Raw genomic sequence first — 15893 nt, 5'->3', positions numbered from 1 at the left:
AGATTCTGCGTCCGGCGGAGGATTCGGTGGCGTGTCGCCCGCCATCCGTCGGATGGTCCGCCATCTGCAAGTGCGGATGGCGGATGCCGGGGACTGCTCGGTGGTCTCACCGTTTGCAGATGGCGGACCGATCTGCGTTCGGCGGCGGGATGGCGGCGTGTCGTCCGCCATCCGTCGTTTCGTCCGCCATCCGCAAGTGTCGGATGCCGGGGCTGAATGCGGGACCGAGGCCCGTTCAGCGCGCCAGCGGGGTCTCCGCCTGCAGTGCCGACAGCTTCTCCGGGTTCGCGACCGAGTACACGTGCGCGATGCGGCCGCCCTCGACGGCGAAACTCACCGCCGCCTGCAGGCGGCCACCGACCCGGATGCCGGCGGCGAGCGTCCCGTTGATCTGGATCGGGATCACGTCGTAGGCCTCGTCGAGCTTGGCGATGCTGCCCTGCAGGAAGGCGACCACCCTCTCCGCACCGTGCAGCGGTCGCCGCGCCGCCCCGCGCACCAGGCCTCCGCCGTCGGTCACCGACACGACATCCGGAGCCAGCACGTCCATCAGCGACTGCACGTCGCCGGTGTTCATGACCTCGATGAAGCGCCGCGCGGCGCGGTCGTGCTCTGAGGCGGCGACATCGATCCGCGGCCGCCGCGCGGCGACGTGCTCATGAGCGCGGTGCGCGATCTGCCGCACCGCAGCGGACGTCTTGCCGACCGCGTCGGCGATCTCGTCGAAGGGCACGTCGAACACCTCGCGCAGCACGAAGACCGCGCGCTCGGTGGGGCCGAGTGTCTCGAGCACCGTCAGCATCGCCACGGACACGCTCTCGGCGAGCACCACGTCGTCCGCGACGTCCGGCGAGGTCAGCAGCGGCTCGGGGAGCCACGGGCCGACGTACTCCTCGCGGCGACGAGACACCGTCCGCAGCTGGTTCAGCGCCTGCCGTGTGACGATCCGCACCAGGTACGCGCGCGGATCGCGCACGTCGGCGCGGTCGGCCGCAGCCCAGCGCAGCCAGGACTCCTGCAGCACGTCCTCGGCATCCGCCGCCGACCCGAGGATCTCGTACGCGACGGTGAACAGCAGGCCGCGGTGGGCCGTGAACGGATCCTCGGATGCTGCGCTGTTCATGCTCGCGACGCTACGCCGGTCGCGGCCGGAGTCGCCAGGGGCGCCAGACCGCAGGCATCCGCGAAGCCGTCGGAGTGGATGCCGAGCGCGATGTTCGAGCGTGCGGTCGCATTGAGGTATCCGACCTTCGCGGCGAGCTCGATCAGCGCGGGCACGCCGATCTCTGCGCGCAGCGCGTCGGAGAGCTCGTCTGTCACAGCCGGCGGAGTCTGGCTCATCGCCTCGGCATACTCCATCACGAGGCGCTCGAGCGACGTGAACCGGGCCGACTCGCGCCAGATCGGCACCTCGCGGGCCTTTTCCTCATCGAGGCCCTGGTCGTGCGCCATGAAGTAGTGCAGGTCGAGGCAGAAGCTGCAGCCGACCGTCGCGGCGGCGGCCATGGTCGCGAGCACCGAGAGGCTCTTGTCGAGCTCGTCCCACTTCTCGGTGCGGCCGCCGAATTTCATCATGTCCATCATCACGGGCCGGTGCTGCCACAGCACCCCGAGCGAGTCCGGTACGAGGCCGAGCTTCCGACGGGCGACGGTCTTCACCACGGTGCCGTACAGTCCGGTGACCTGCACCGCGGGCACTCGGGTCTGGTTCGTCATGTTCTGCTCCTTCGTCGGCACGCTTCTCGTGCCTTCAGCATGGAGACACCGGCTGGCGCGGAAATGTGACATCCGGTCTCGTGAGCCCGACGGATGCCGGAGCCGGTCGGAGCCCATGGAACGATGGGAACGTGGAGACGACGACTTTCGCCGCGACCGACGGCTTCCCGCATCCGGCCCTGATCGGCGTCACGGACGCGGCCGAGACCCTGGCCGTGCAGGGTGATCCGCACGAGGTCATGCCGCTGGCATCCGTGACCAAGCTGCTCACCGCGTGGGGCGCGTTCGTCGCGATCGAGCGCGGTCTGATCGACCTCGACGAGCATGCCGGGCCCGAGGGCGCGACCGTGCTGAACCTGCTCGACCACACCAGCGGGCTGCCGATGGAGGGCGTCGAGCCGCAGCGCGTGCCGGGCGAGCGGCGCATCTACTCGAACGCGGGCATCGATGCTCTCGGCGCGCACGTCGCGGATGCCGCGGGCATGCCCTTCGCCGACTGGATGCTGCGCGAGGTGACCCTTCCCCTCGGCATGGACGACACCGACGTCAGCGGCCGTCCGTCGGCTGGGGCCCGCTCGTCGATCGCGGACCTGCTGATCTTCGGGCGCGAGGTGCTGCGGCCGACGCTGATCCCCGCCGCCCTGCGCGACATCGCGCTCACGGTCTCGCATCCCGGCCTGCGCGGCGTCGTCCCCGGCTACGGCGGCTTCGCCGACTGCCAGTGGGGTCTCGGGTTCGAGCTCAAGGGCGTGAAGAGCCCGCACTGGCTGGCAGACTCGTTCCCGCCCGCGACCGCGGGGCACTTCGGAGCGCTGGGCAGCTTCCTGTTCATCGACCGGTCGCGGGACCTGGCCGCCGCCTTCCTGTCCGGCGTCCCGTTCAGCGACGAGCACAAGCGCATCTGGCCGCCGCTCACCGAGGAGATCGTGACGCGCTACGGGGGTTAGCCATTTTGCGGGTGGCGGACCGATTTGCGGATGGCGGCGGATATCGCCGCGTGCCGTCCGCCGCCCGCAGAATGCTCCGCCGCCTGCAAGGCGGGGCCCGGGTAGGGTGAGCGGGATGAGCGATCAGGATGCCGCGAAGGACGGCCGAGCGCAGCGCCGCACCTGGGTGATCGGCGGCGTCCTGCCGAGCCCGTGGAGGTGGGCACCGGCGTGGGGGCTGGGGGCCTCGGCGACTGCCTGGATCGCTTCGATGACGATCGTCATGAGCGCGGACGTGTCTTCAGTCGTCCGCATCATCCTGTTCGATCTGCCCGGTGTCTGCGTGCTGTTCCTCGGAGTGCTCGCGATCGTGCTCGGTGCGCGGGCGACCCGGCATCCGGCACCGTCGCAGCCGGCAGAGGATTCTGCGGTCGGCGGCTGATTCCGGCATCCGGCATCCGGCATCCGGCATCTGTATATCCGTCCGCCAGATAGGGTGACGACGGATGCCGCGCAGCGGTGCCCGAGGCTAAGGTGAGCGCATGATCGACGTCGATGCGAGCGGGAAGGCGGCCGTGCAGCGCCGGCGCACCTGGATGACCGGGGGAGTGCTGCTGCTGGCATCGGTGCTGATCCAGCTGGTGACGAACACGATGCCCGGCGTCTGGACGGGCGTGCTGCCGCAACTGCTGTTCGCGGCGTCGCTGGTGATCTTCGCGATCGGGCTCGGCCGCGGTGGCAGCATCACCGCGCGCCGCCCGCTGGGCACGGGCGCACTGATCGCCTTCGCGGTCTGGGACCTCGTCTGGCCGCGGTGGCTGATGAACCTGTTCGCCTACCCCGGCACCGACGATGAGGAGTACTTCGCCGCGATGCGGATGCTTGGCACCACCGGCCAGGTCGTCGCCCTCATCCTGGTGGTCATCGCCGTGATGCAGATCGGTCGCATCCGTGTCGTGCCGCGCCCGTGGAACTGGGCGCCGCTGTGGGCGCTCGCCGCTGTGGTGGCGGTCCAGGTGCTGCAGAACATCATCGTGGTGGCGTCCTTCGCTGTCGGGCAGGCGGCGCTACTGGCCGTCAGCGGGCTCTTCACGCTGATCTCGATCGCGGCGACAGGGTTCCTCGGCGTGCTCGCGATCGTGCTCTCGACGCGGCGCGACCCGGCATCCGTCGTCGTGTACTGACGCCGGAACGCCGGCGCCCCGCGTGATCGGCAGCGATCAGGCGGGGCGCGAAGCGTTCCGGGCGTCGATCAGAAGTCTTCGCCCTCGGCCTGCGAGGGGTGCTTGTCGAACCAGTACGGACGGCCGAAGTGCTGGTGGGCGTCGATGTCGAAGAGTTCGGTGCTGTCGTCGCGGTCCATGAGGATCTCCCTGGGCTTGATGAGTGGCTTGCTTCCAGTCTCAGGGGTGATCAGGTGTCCTTTCGGGCGAGGGTGGGCGAAAGAAACCGAGTTCCTTCTCTCTTCATAAGGAGCGCGTGAGCGCGGATGGTCGCCCGCCACGGATGAAGGCTCTTTTACTAAAGATGCTAAAGCGCTATAGTCGCGCGCAGACACTCAACGAAGAGAGGGATCTCCCCATGAACAATCCTCGAATCGAAGGCCCCGTCCTCAGCCGGCGCACGCTGATCCGCGTCGCAGGACTGTCAGCACTCGGAGCCGCGATCGCCGGCCCGATGCTGTCGAACGGCACAGCCTTCGCCGCCGATGCGGAGCCGGCGGCCCTGCCCGTCCCCGGTATGGGCGGCATCCCCGACGGGCCGTCGACCTGGGGCTGGAATGCTCCGGAGCTCCTGGACTTCGACCCGGCGACGTCGCCATGGGCGCGCCACCTGCGCTGCCTCATCCCGCGGGCCCCGCGCATCGACCACTTCGCCCCGACCCAGGCGCATCCCGACCTCAGCCCGGCCACGCAGCTGAGTACACTCACCTTCGACGATGCCGGCAGCCTCTATCGCGCTCGCAACCAGGCGATCGGCCTGGAGCCCTACGTGTACACCCAGCGGTACTGGTCGTACATCGACGTCTGGGGTCCGTGGCACGGGCAGTTCATCCCGTCGATCCCCGAGGACGTCGTGGCCAGCGGTCGCAAGGGCTTCGGCGGTGTGATGGACATCCCGAACCCGGGATGGGTCGAAGCGGCCCACAAGAACGGCGCCCGCGCGATCGGCGGGTGGTTCTGGCCCCGAGGTACTGCGAACTTCGACGACTTCCTCGTGCAGCGGGAGGACGGCTCCTTCCCGGTCGCCGACAAGATGATCGAGATCAAGCAGTACTTCGGGTTCGACGGCTTCTTCATCAACCAGGAGGCGACCATCACCAAGGCGCAGGTGGACAAGCTGTTCGCCATGTTCCGCTACATCAAGCAGCAGGACTCGGACTTCTACCTGCAGTACTACGACGCCGTGATCTGGAACACCGGCCGTCTGAGCTATCAGAACACCCTCAACGCGACGAACGTGGGCGCACTGGGCACTCCGGGGGACCGCGTGATCGATTCGATCTTCGTGAACTACGCGTGGCCGGCGGTCGACAGGGGCGCGGTCAAGGGCACGGCGACGGCACGGGCCGCCGGTCTCGAGCCGACGGACGTCGCCTTCTACGGCATCGAGATGCAGAAGGGCGGGTTCAACCCGATCGAGGACTTCGGCACCCTGGCCGGCCCCGGCAAGGATCCGACCGTCTCGGTCGCCCTGTTCGTCGAGGACAACTACTGGCAGACAGCGGCCGAGGGCGGCAAGGTGTTCACCGTCGACGAGCGTCGCAGCTACCGCGACTACGAGCGGAAGATGTGGTCGGGGCCGAAGGGGAACCCCGCCGAGTCAGGTCGCCTCGAGCAGAGCACCAAACCCGGACGCACCGACATCATGAACACGCGGGTCTGGGACGGCATCGCGCACTGGATCGTGGAGAGATCCGCATTCAGCGCGCTGCCGATCGACTACAACGTCAACATCGGCGTCGGGTCGCAGTTCCGTCTCGCAGGCGCGCAGGTCAGCGATCGCGGCTGGGACAACCAGGGCATCGCCGACCGCGCGCTCACCTGGCAGTACTGGACCGAAGGCGACCTGGCCGTCGACCTCGACGAGACCGACGCCTGGGAGGGCGGGCACAGCCTCGCCGTCTCGGGTTCCGGCATCCTGCACTGCTTCAAGACCGATCTGACGATCCGTCGGGCCGCACGCGCGCGGGTGCGCGTGCAGGGAGACGTGCGGGTCGAGGTCGGACTGACGCTCCGCAGCGCACCAGACCGCATCGTGTGGCGGCCGATGGAGCGCGTCGAGACCACCGCCGGCTGGGCGGCCCTGGACGCCACCCTGCCGGCGCTGCCCGGCGAGCGCATCGCGCGGATCTCGCTGCGTGTCGCGGGCTCGGGCCGGATCGGCGGCATCCAGATCGCCGAGCGTGCCACCACGGATCTGCGCCCGGCGGCGGTGTCCGGCCTCACGGTGTCGGACGAGGGGCTCGCGAAGCACGAGACCGTGCTGCGCAACGTCTCGTTCACCTGGAATCTGGAGAAGTCCGCGTCCGCCTACGACGTGCTGCAGGCGACGGATGCCGGAGACCGCTGGCTCGGCAGGGTGCAGCGCGACGCGTTCTACGCGCTGAGCATCGACCTCGAGCAGGGCCGCACCTTCAGGGTCGTCTCGATCGACGCGATCGGCAACCGCAGCAGCGCGACGGCCGTTACGCTGGCGGGCTGACGCCACGCGACGTACGCGGAGGCTTCGCCTTGCCGATGATCACGGCGAGGCGGAGCCTCCTTCTCGTACAGTGGCGAGGTGAGTGGAGCCGCCCCAGACCGGACATCCGGACGATCGCCGATGCTGCGCCCCGCGATCGTCACCTCTGTGCTGTCGGTGCTGGCGGCGTGGATGCTGCTTCTGGTCGACCCGAGCGACAACGACGGTGCGGCCGGCAGCCTGATGGCGTTCGGGGCGCCCGCACTGTGCATCGCGGTGCTCTGCGTCTTCTTCTTCAGCCGCTACCAGCAGATCAGCAAGGGGAGCTGGCGGTGGCTGTGGTGGCCGCTGTGCGTCATGCCGGTGGGAGTACTCGCCGCCGTCGCCGTGAGCGTGCTGCGCGACCCCGAGTACTACATCGGCGACGAGTCGCCCTGGATGCTGCTGTGGATGCCGGTCTTCGTCGTGGTGGCGATGCTGCTCGGCACCATCGTCGCGGCGTTCTGGCTCGGCCCGGTGGTGTTCCTGATCGCAACGGTCGTGGCGGTGATTCGCAAACAGGTGAAGCCCAGCATGCTCGTGGTCCCGCTGGGGTGGCTGGCGGTCGGGGCGCTGACTCTCATCGGCGCGGCATCCGTGGCTCCTGACGGCGTCGGGCGCCTCGCCTACGGGAACATCGCGCTGGCGTTCTTCGGGCTGCCCGGTGGCTACACGGTCACCTGGGAGCCGGGGCTGTGGATCGTGCGCGCGATCGTCCTCGCGCTGGTGCTGCTGTTCGGCATCCCCGCGTGGCGCGAGCGCCACGCGGGGAACCGGACGTCAGGCGCGGACGATGCGCAGGGTGCGGACCTCGAACGGCCGCAGTGACAGCGCACCGCCGGTGCGCGCATCGTCGAGGTCGTCCTCGATCAGCGACACCTCGCGGATGCCGGAGTGGGGGAAGCCCACGGTCAGCTCGCCGGATGCTCGCCGGCCGAGCGCCTCGTACACGCGGACGATCACATCGCCGGAGCGATCCTCGGCCAGCTTGACCGACGACACGACGAGGCCGTCGCCCGTGATCGAGACCAGCGGCTCGACCTCGTCGGCACCGCGGACCAGCGTCGACGGCGCGTTCAGGCGGATGCCCTCGGCGGTGGCGATCGCGGCATCCGCTCCGATCACGAAGCCGACCTCGATCTCGTGGTGGCCGTGATCCGTGTCGGGGTCGGGGAAGCGCGGGGCGCGCAGCAGCGACAGGCGCAGCGTCGTGGTGACGTCGTCGCCGTCCACCTCGCGAGAGGTGTCGTAGCCGTAGATCGAGTCGTTCACGAGAGCGGCGCCGAAGCCGTCGTCCTCCTGCGCGAGCACGAAGCGGTGCATCGAGGTCTCGAACTTCGCGGCCTCCCAGCTGGTGTTCACGTGGGTGACGCGGCGCTGGAAGCCGAACTGCGTCTCGGCCAGGGTCTCGCGCGCGAAGATGTCGAGCGGGAACGCCAGCTTGAGCAGCTTCTCGGTCTCGTGCCAGTCGACGTCGTTGAGCAGCATCACGGTCCGCGATCCGGGACGCAGGACGATCGTCTGCGTGATCCGCGACTCGGAGAACTCGCGCTTGACCAGCACGGTCGCGGCGCCGTCGATGATGGAGGCCGAGATGTCGGTGACCTGGGTCAGGTCGTCGACGCGGTTCTTGTAGTAGCGGTCGATGTCCCACGCATCCCACATGTTGGGGAAGTCCTGGTGCAGCTGGAACAGGTTCGCGGGCTTGCCGGCAGGAATCGTCTCTCGGCCGGTCGCCTTGTCGATCGCCGAGGTGATCAGTCCCTGGGCCGACACGGTGACAGCGACGAGATCGTTCTCGAGCAGGAATCCGTCGGGGCGCTCGGTGAGGGAGGCCATCTCGCCCTCGGCATCCGCCTCGACCGCGCCGAGCGCGACCCCCTCGCCGACCGACGTCGGTGTGAACTGCAGCACGCGGTCGCCCTCGCCCGCGAGCGTCTGGCGCGCGTCGGCGGACAGCTTCTCGGCGTCGGCCAGCACGCCGCTGAGCACCTCGACGGCCTCGCGGTGCACCCAGGCGATCGACGTGCCGGGCAGGATGTCGTGGAACTCGTGCAGCAGCACGATCTGCCACAGCCGATCGAACTCCTCGAAGGGGTACTCGACGCCCTTCCGCACGGCGGCGGTCGCGGCCCACAGCTCGGCCTCGATGAGCGACTGCTCGGCCCAGCGGTGCAGCGCCTTGGTGGCGTGCTGGCTGGTGAGCGTGCCACGGTGCAGCTCGAGGTACAGCTCGCCGACCCAGACCGCCGGATCGGTCAGCTCGGCCTTCGCTTCGTCGAAGAACTCATCGGGGTGCTTCCACTCGACCTTCGCCGAGCCCTCGAGGTCGGCCAGTCGCGCTGCCTTGCCGGTCATCTCGCGGGTGGTGCCGCCACCGCCGTCGCCCCAGCCGACCGGCGCGATCGACCGGGTCGCGACGCGGTTCTCCTTGAACTGGCGCGACGCCTTCGCGACCTCCATGCCCGACAGCTGCGAGTTGTAGGTGTCCATCGGCGGGAAGTGGGTGAACATGCGCGAGCCGTCGATGCCCTCCCACAGGAAGCTGTGGTGCGGGAAGACGTTGCGCTGGTTCCAGGAGATCTTCTGGGTGAAGAACCACTCGAAGCCCGCGCGGCGCATCAGCTGGGGCAGCGCGGGGGAGTAGCCGAAGCTGTCCGGCAGCCATACACCCTTCGACCGGATGCCGAACTCGCGCTCGAAGAAGCGCTGACCGTGCGAGAACTGGCGCACCAGTGATTCGCCGGTGGGCATGACGGTGTCGGACTCGACCCACATGCCGCCGAGCGGCAGGAACTTCCCCTCGGCGACGGCGGCCTTGATCCGCTCGTAGACCTCGGGACGGTGCTCCTTCATCCAGGCGTACTGCTGCGCGCTGGACATGCCGTACTTGAACTGGGGCTGCTCCTCGATGAGCGTGGTCATCGAAGAGGTGGTGCGGGCGACCTTGCGCACGGTCTCGCGCACCGGCCACAGCCAGGCGGAGTCGATGTGCGCGTGACCGATCGCGGCGATCTGATGCGCGCTGGCCTCGGCGGGAGCCGCCAGCACTTCGGCGAGCTGGGCGCGGGCATCCGGCGCGGTCTCGACGATGTGCTGCAGGTCGAGCACGTCGAGCGCGTCGTCCAGGGCCTGCAGGATGCGCATGCGGCGGGGGCTGGTCTCGGGCAGCTCGGCCTGCAGCTCGAGCAGCACGTCGAGGTCGAGGGACAGCTCGAACACCTCGGACTCGAAGACGGCGAGGTCCATGTGCCGCACGCGGTACAGCGGCTCGGGCGAGGAGGTCTTGATGTCGCCCTCCTGCGTGGGCAGGAAGGGGTGGTAGTCGAGCAGCACCGGGTTCGACGCGCCCTCGAGGTAGAACTCGACCGCCTGGCCCGCTTCGGCGTCGACCGGCAGCCACTGGTTGCGCGGGTTCAGGCTCTTCACCGGCGTGCCGTCCGGGCGATACGCGAGCGCCTCGCACTGGAAGCCGGTCATGTTCACGTCGAAGCCGAGGTCGATGAGCGCCTCGACCTTCTTACCGGCCCACTCGGCGGGCACCTCGCCGCGGAGGCGGAACCATGTGGTGCCCCATGCGGGGCCCCACATGCTGCCGGCGGAGAACGGCTCGAACTCGAGCGCCAGGCCTTCGGTGGGGGCGATCGGCTCGCCCGGCAGCTGGTGCGCCGCGATCTCGAGCGGCACGCGCTCCGAGTGGATGGCGGGGACGACGCGCTCGGTCAGGACGCGCTTCACCCGGCCGACGGTGAGGGAGGTGTCTTCATGCATCGGTGTCTGTCCTTCGGATGCCAGAATGTGGGGGTGTGCTCGCCGATGGGGAACGAGCAACTAAAACGATCTAGTACGGTGAGTCTATGTCACGGTCCAAGCGTGTCACCATCTCGGACATCGCGCGCGAGGCAGGAGTGTCGCCCGGCGCGGTGTCGTTCGCGCTGAACGGGCGCCCCGGTGTCAGCGAGCAGACCAGGCAGCGCATCCTCGCCATCGCCGAGCAGCACAGCTGGCAGCCGAGTTCGACAGCCAGGGCGCTCGTCGGCGCGAAGGCCGGCGTCATCGGCCTCGCGGTCAACCGCCCGGCGCGCACGCTGGGCACCGAGGCGTTCTTCACCGAACTGATCGCCGGCGTGCAGTCGTCTCTCGCAACCCGCCGGATCGGCCTGCAGATCGTGGTCGTGCCCACCATCGAGGAGGAGATCGCCACCTACCGGCGCTGGAGCAGCGCGAATCAGGTCGACGGCGTGATCGTGCTCGACCCCCGCGACGACGATCCCCGGCTCGCCGCCCTGCGCGACCTGCACCTGCCAGCGGTCGTGATCGGCAGCCGGATGCCCGCGGAGGAGACCGACGACGACACCGCCGTCATCTGGCTCGACGACGACGATGCCGCCCACACCGTGTTCGACTACCTCGCCGGACTCGGGCACACGCAGGTCGCCTACGTCTCGGGACCGGCGGAGTTCCAGCACACCCGCATCCGCGCCGCCGTCCTGGCGGGGCAGGAGTCCCGTGGCGTGGTCGGCGAGACGATCGCCACCGACTTCTCGCCCGCGCAGGCGTCCGCCACCGCACGGCGGCTGCTCAGCCGGGCCGAGCGGCCGACGGCGATCGTGTTCGACAACGATGTGATGTGCATCGCGGGTCTGCGGGTCGCCCAGGAGATGGGCGTCGCCGTGCCCGGCGACCTGTCCCTCGCGTCCTTCGACGACTCGGTCGTCACCGGCCTGGTGCATCCCTCGATCACCTCGCTCACCCGCGACACCTTCGAGCTGGGCGTGCGATCGGCCGACCTGCTGCTCGAGCGGCTCGACGCGGCGGATGCTCCTGGCGATCGCCCCGGACCCCGCCCGACGCTCACCGTGCGGGAAAGCACGTCCCGCCCGCGCGCCTGACGCGGCGCGCCCGCGGCATCCGCTCGTCCGGGTCGCAGTTCGTGTCGGTATGCGCGGCATCCACTCGTCCGGGTCGCAGTTCGTGTCGGTATGTGCCCGTCTTAGCGACGCAATCAGCGACCTGAATGCGGGCGGATGCGGCGGAGCGGGGCGAATGCGACCTGAACCGGTCAGCGGCGCGCGGGCGATCGGCTGCGCCCGGGTCGCAATGCGTGTCGGTATGCGCGGCATCCGCTCGTCCGGGTCGCAGTTCGTGTCGGTATGTGCCCGTCTTAACGACACAAGCTGCGACCTGAGCGCGCGGGTGGGCGGTCGGGAGGGGGACGGCCGGTCGGGCCGCGTGCGCCGCTTGCGGTCGCAGGTCGTGTCGGTATCGGCGGCATCCGCTCGTTCGGGTCGCAGTTCGTGTCGGTATGGCGTCGTCTTAGCGACGCAATCTGCGACCTGAGCGCGCGAGAAACGCTCGGAGCGGGGCCGACCACGACCCGGGCGAACGGCTCAGGCGGCGGGGAGCCAGGGGGTCGGGTCCCAGTCGAAGCTCTCGGCCCAGGCCATCAGCTCGGCCCGCAGGCTCGCCACCATCTCCGGATGCTGCGCCGAGACGTCGGTCGTCTCGGCGGGGTCGGCGCCGAGGTCGACGAGGATGCTGGACGCCGGGTCGAACGGCCCACCGAGGTGCTCGCGGGCCGCGAGCGTCAACTTGAACCGGCCCCGACGCGCGGCCAGCTGCGGGCCGTACTCCCAGAACAGGGTGCGCTCGGCGGCATCCGCTCCGCGCAGGGACTCGAGAACGCTCTGCCCGTCAACACCGGCCGCCGCGGGGAGCCCAGCTGCCTCGAGCACGGTCGGCAGGACGTCCATCATCGCCGAAGGCTCGGAGAACGAGACGCCCTGGGGCAGGCCCGCGGGCCACGAGAAGATCGCCGGCACCCGGATGCCGCCCTCGAACAGCGAGCCCTTGTTGCCGCGCAGGCCGCCGGTGGAGCCTCCCTCGTAAGAGATCTCCTCGCCGTTCAGCCAGTTGCGACTCTCGGTCGACGGGCCGTTGTCCGATGAGAAGAACACGATGGTGTCGTCGGTGACGCCCGCGGAGTCCAGCGCATCGAGGATGCGGCCCACGCCGTCGTCCATCGCCGAGATCATCGCGGCCATGATGCGGCGGTCGTCCGGCAGATCGGGGAAGCGGTCCACGTACTCAGCAGGCGCGTGCATCGGATAGTGCGGCGCGTTGAACGGAACGTAGCAGAAGAAGGGCTCGCCCTCCGCGGAGGAGATGAACGAGGCTGCCTTCTCGGCGATGACCTCGGTGAGGTAGCGGCCGTTGTCATAGACCTCGCGGCCGTCATCCCACAGGTCGTGCACCGGGTTCAGGCCCTGGCCCCAGTAGAAGATGTGCGAGTAGTAGTCCACGCAGCCGGCAAGGAACCCGAAGTGGTGCTCGAAGCCCCGATCCATCGGGCGATAGCCCGAACCCGTGCCGAGGTGCCACTTGCCGAAGATGCCGGTGCGGTAGCCGACGTCCCGCAGACGCGACGCGAGGGTGGGCTGCTCGGGCAGGCCCGGTGTGCCGCGCTTGCCGCCGAGGATCTCCTGGACGCCGGCGTGCACCGGGTGCCGTCCGGTCAGCAGAGACGCGCGCGACGGCGAGCACACCGGCGAGTTCGAGTACCAGTCGGTCATCCGGACGCCGCGGGCCGCGAGCCGGTCGAGGTGCGGCGTGCGGATGTCCTCGGATCCGAAGCATCCGATGTCGCCGTAGCCCAGGTCGTCCGCGTAGATGACGACGACGTTCGGACGGGTCATTCTCAGCTCACCACCGTGTTGTTCGAGGAGTAGGTGCCGACGCCCTGCGAGAGGTCGGGGCGGACCAGCTCGGTGATCCCGCGGGCGGCCAGGATGCCGGCATCCGCCGCATCCTTCGACGTGATGAACGCGGGGTCGAGGCCATCGGCGCACGCGTCGACCCAGGCCTGGAAGATGGCGCCGCCGGGGCTCATCGCCGCGCGGCTGACCGGGGTCTCGTCGCCGTCGACCTCGACGACGATGCCGAGCGTGCGCGCGGGCGCAGCGGTACTGGAACGCAGCTCCGGGATGATCTCGGCGAACCGCCGCCCGATCGGCTTCACGTCGCCGTCGTTGGAGATCAGGCCGAGCGAGTACTCCAGCTCGGGGTAGTCGGCGAGCGAGCGGCTGACGTCGTGCGAGCACCACCAGGTGACTCCCCAGAGGTTCTGGGTCCGCGCGGCGGAGCGCACGGTCGCCTCGAGGAACCCGGGCGTCTCCTCAGGGGTCAGGCAGTTCGACGGCGCCCCGACCTCCTGCAGCCAGATCGGACGGTTCGGGTCGGTGGCGAACGCGCGCGACAGCTCGATCATGTACTCCGCGTGCCGGTCGGATGCCACCGAGCGGCCGCCGTACCGCTGGGCGGTGCCGTTGAAGATCCAGGAGTGCACGGTGGTCATGGCGCCCAGGCGCGAGGCGTGCGCGGGGGTGAAGCCGTGCCCGTCCATGTACCAGGCCGCGTCGTACTCGCTGTGCACGTGCTGCTGCCGCGGTGCCGAGCGTTCGGCGGCGTCGAGCAGCTGCGTGATCCAGTTCGCCGCCTCGGCCGGGGTGACCGGCCACTGGTGCGGGTGCGTCTCGGCGGAGAACTGGTTGGTCTCGTTGCCGAGCGTGAAGCCGAGGAAGTTCTCCGCCCCGCCCAACGCCGAGCCCAGCCGCTCGACCAGCGCGACCTGGCCACTGAGCGCGTCGGGGTGCGTGAACATGTTCTTGTCGTGCCAGGTGAACAGCCAAGAGGGCACGAAGTCGAAGCTCGACAGATGCCCCTGGATGACATCGACGCTGGCGTCCAGGCCGAACTCGGCAGCCACATCGACGACCGCGCGCACATCGGCGACGGCCTGTTCGCGGATCAGGGTGCGGTTCGGCTGCAGCACCGTCCAGAGCGGGAAGATGCGCACGTGGTCGAGCCCGAGCGACGCCAGGCCGGCGAAATCGCGGCGCACGTCGTCGAGGTCCAGCGACATCCACGAGTGCATCCACTCGGTGGCCGGCGTGTAGTTGGCGCCGAAACGCAGAGGGGTGGTCATCGCGTGCGTCCTTCCGGAGCGGGCTGGCGGGGATGCGGGGTGTCGCCGAGTTCGAGCTGCAGGTCCCACAGCCTCAGAGTCAGCTCGCGGCGGATGTCCGCGTAGGCCGGGTCGAGATGCACGCTGTGCAGCTCGTGGGGGTCGTTCTCGAGATCGAAGAGCTCCCACTCCGGCGGGAAGGTGAGGTTGCCGGTGTTCGGCAGGTCCATCCCGTCGGCGTAGAAGTAGATGAGCTTGTAGCGATCGGTGCGGATGCCGTAGTGCGCCCAGACGTGGTGCATGTGATCGTCGTGCTCGTAGAACCGGTAGTAGTGGGCGTCGCGCACCGGAGCCGGGTCGTCGCCGGTGAGCATCGGCGCGAGGCTGGCGCCCTGCATATCGGCGGGCGCCTCGACACCGGCGAAGTCGAGGATCGTCTGGGCGATGTCGACGTTCGAGACGAGGTTCTCGGAGGTCTGTCCCGCGGCCACACGGGCGGGATAGCTCAGGATCAGCGGCATCCGCAGCGACTCCTCGTACATGAACCGCTTGTCGAACCAGCCGTGCTCGCCGAGGTAGAAGCCCTGATCGGACGCGTAGATCGTGACGGTGTCGTCGGCGTGGCCGCTCTCGGAGACGAACGACGTCAGTGCCTGCACGCTCTCGTCGACAGCGGCGACGCAGCGCAGGTAGTCCTGCATATAGCGCTGGTACTTCCACACCGCGCGGTCCTCGTAGGCGAGTTCTGAGGGCGGGTCCTGCTTGAGGTCGATGTCGTAGAGGTGGTCGGCGATGCGCATGGTCGCGCTGTGCGCGGGCGTGCCTCGGCCGGAGTAATCGTCTTCGAAGGTCGGGGGCAGGGGGATCGGGTCGGTGAAGAGCTCCGCGTGCCGGGGGTGGTACAGCCAGGAGCGGTGCGGCGCCTTGTGCCAGACCAGCACGCAGTAAGGCTCGTCGCCCTGCTCGGCCATCCAGGTCAGGGCGTGCTCGGTGAGGATGTCGGTCACGTAGCCCTCGTGCCGTGTGCGGCCCTCGGCGGTGATCAGTTCGGGGTCGAAGTACTCGCCCTGGTCTGGAAGGACCTCCCAGTGGTCGAATCCGGCGGGGTCGTAGCCCTCGCCGTGGCCGAGGTGCCACTTGCCGAACATCGCGGTGCGGTATCCGGCGTCCTTGAGCGCGGTGATGAACGTCTCGTGGTCGTTCGTCAGGTGGGTCGCCAGTGTCGTCACCTCGCTGGTGTGGCTGTAGGTGCCGGTGAGGATGGCGGCACGACTGGGAGTGCAGAGCGAGTTCTCCACCAGCGCGCGATCGAAGCGCATCCCCGCCTCAGCGATGGCGTCGATGCCGGGCGTGCTGTTGACGACCGATCCGTACGCGCTGATCGCGTTGGGCGCGTGGTCGTCGGTGAGCACGAAGACGAAGTTCGGACGGCGTTGTGCGCTCATCGTGGCCCTCTCGGTCGGCGATGCGGTGTTATCGAGGCGTGATCCCCCGAGCGTTGGACGGGGGCTGGCGCCTGTGTCATACTTACCGTACTATATCGCTTTAGTAAAGGACGCCGGAGC

Annotated in this window: 12 protein-coding genes; 6 read left to right on the top strand and 6 right to left on the bottom strand. The window is 69.1% G+C overall.

Annotated features, from left to right (window positions below):
- Positions 1-235: 235 nt before the first annotated feature.
- Together GON06_RS16185 and GON06_RS16180 are read right to left on the bottom strand one after the other, a co-directional pair.
- On the bottom strand, positions 236-1123 hold the full coding sequence (locus GON06_RS16185; protein WP_157313348.1) for an RNA polymerase sigma-70 factor: 888 nt from the start codon (positions 1121-1123) through the stop codon (positions 236-238).
- Positions 1120-1716, bottom strand: a complete 597-nt coding sequence (locus tag GON06_RS16180) for a carboxymuconolactone decarboxylase family protein (RefSeq protein WP_157313347.1) — start codon at positions 1714-1716, stop codon at positions 1120-1122. Before GON06_RS16180 ends, GON06_RS16185 begins: the two co-directional genes overlap by 4 nt.
- Positions 1717-1847: 131 nt before the next feature.
- On the opposite strand from GON06_RS16180, the gene GON06_RS16175 reads away from it, so the two are divergent.
- The 5 genes from GON06_RS16175 (at position 1848) to GON06_RS16155 (ending at position 7193) form a co-directional block, all read left to right on the top strand.
- Positions 1848-2663, top strand: coding sequence for a serine hydrolase domain-containing protein (locus tag GON06_RS16175; protein ID WP_332837640.1), 816 nt, complete (start codon positions 1848-1850; stop codon positions 2661-2663).
- Between the two features lie 115 nt (positions 2664-2778).
- Positions 2779-3084, top strand: a complete 306-nt coding sequence (locus tag GON06_RS16170; protein ID WP_157313346.1) for a hypothetical protein — start codon at positions 2779-2781, stop codon at positions 3082-3084.
- 100 nt (positions 3085-3184) lie between these two features.
- The gene (locus GON06_RS16165; protein WP_157313345.1) at positions 3185-3826 is read left to right on the top strand and encodes a hypothetical protein; all 642 of its coding nucleotides are present in this window, start codon (positions 3185-3187) and stop codon (positions 3824-3826) included.
- A gap of 397 nt (positions 3827-4223) precedes the next feature.
- Complete coding sequence (locus GON06_RS16160; RefSeq protein WP_157313344.1) at positions 4224-6347, top strand: endo-beta-N-acetylglucosaminidase; 2124 nt, start codon at positions 4224-4226, stop codon at positions 6345-6347.
- Between the two features lie 120 nt (positions 6348-6467).
- A complete protein-coding gene (locus GON06_RS16155) occupies positions 6468-7193 on the top strand; it encodes a hypothetical protein (RefSeq protein WP_157313343.1) in 726 nt (241 codons plus the stop codon).
- Here GON06_RS16155 and GON06_RS16150 read toward each other — a convergent pair.
- A complete protein-coding gene (locus tag GON06_RS16150; protein WP_157313342.1) occupies positions 7146-10136 on the bottom strand; it encodes an alpha-mannosidase in 2991 nt (996 codons plus the stop codon). The genes GON06_RS16155 and GON06_RS16150 overlap by 48 nt on opposite strands.
- Positions 10137-10222: 86 nt before the next feature.
- On the opposite strand from GON06_RS16150, the gene GON06_RS16145 reads away from it, so the two are divergent.
- Positions 10223-11257 carry a LacI family DNA-binding transcriptional regulator gene (locus GON06_RS16145; protein ID WP_157313341.1) on the top strand — a complete coding sequence of 345 codons (1035 nt, stop codon included), beginning with the start codon at positions 10223-10225 and terminating at the stop codon, positions 11255-11257.
- Positions 11258-11755: 498 nt separating this feature from the next.
- Here GON06_RS16145 and GON06_RS16140 read toward each other — a convergent pair whose 3' ends face one another.
- From GON06_RS16140 to GON06_RS16130, 3 genes are read right to left on the bottom strand one after another with little or no spacing between them, the layout of a single operon-like run.
- Positions 11756-13060 carry a sulfatase-like hydrolase/transferase gene (locus tag GON06_RS16140; RefSeq protein ID WP_157313340.1) on the bottom strand — a complete coding sequence of 435 codons (1305 nt, stop codon included), beginning with the start codon at positions 13058-13060 and terminating at the stop codon, positions 11756-11758.
- Positions 13061-13062: 2 nt separating this feature from the next.
- On the bottom strand, positions 13063-14349 hold the full coding sequence (locus GON06_RS16135; RefSeq protein WP_157313339.1) for a glycoside hydrolase 5 family protein: 1287 nt from the start codon (positions 14347-14349) through the stop codon (positions 13063-13065).
- On the bottom strand, positions 14346-15773 hold the full coding sequence (locus GON06_RS16130) for a sulfatase family protein (protein ID WP_157313338.1): 1428 nt from the start codon (positions 15771-15773) through the stop codon (positions 14346-14348). The genes GON06_RS16135 and GON06_RS16130 overlap by 4 nt, the downstream gene beginning before the upstream one ends.
- Between the last annotated feature and the right edge of the window lie 120 nt (positions 15774-15893).

The sequence above is a fragment of the Microbacterium sp. MAH-37 genome (genome assembly GCF_009758255.1).
In the GTDB taxonomy this organism is placed as follows: Bacteria; Actinomycetota; Actinomycetes; order Actinomycetales; family Microbacteriaceae; genus Microbacterium.
This window is presented reverse-complemented; position numbering and strand designations above follow the sequence as displayed.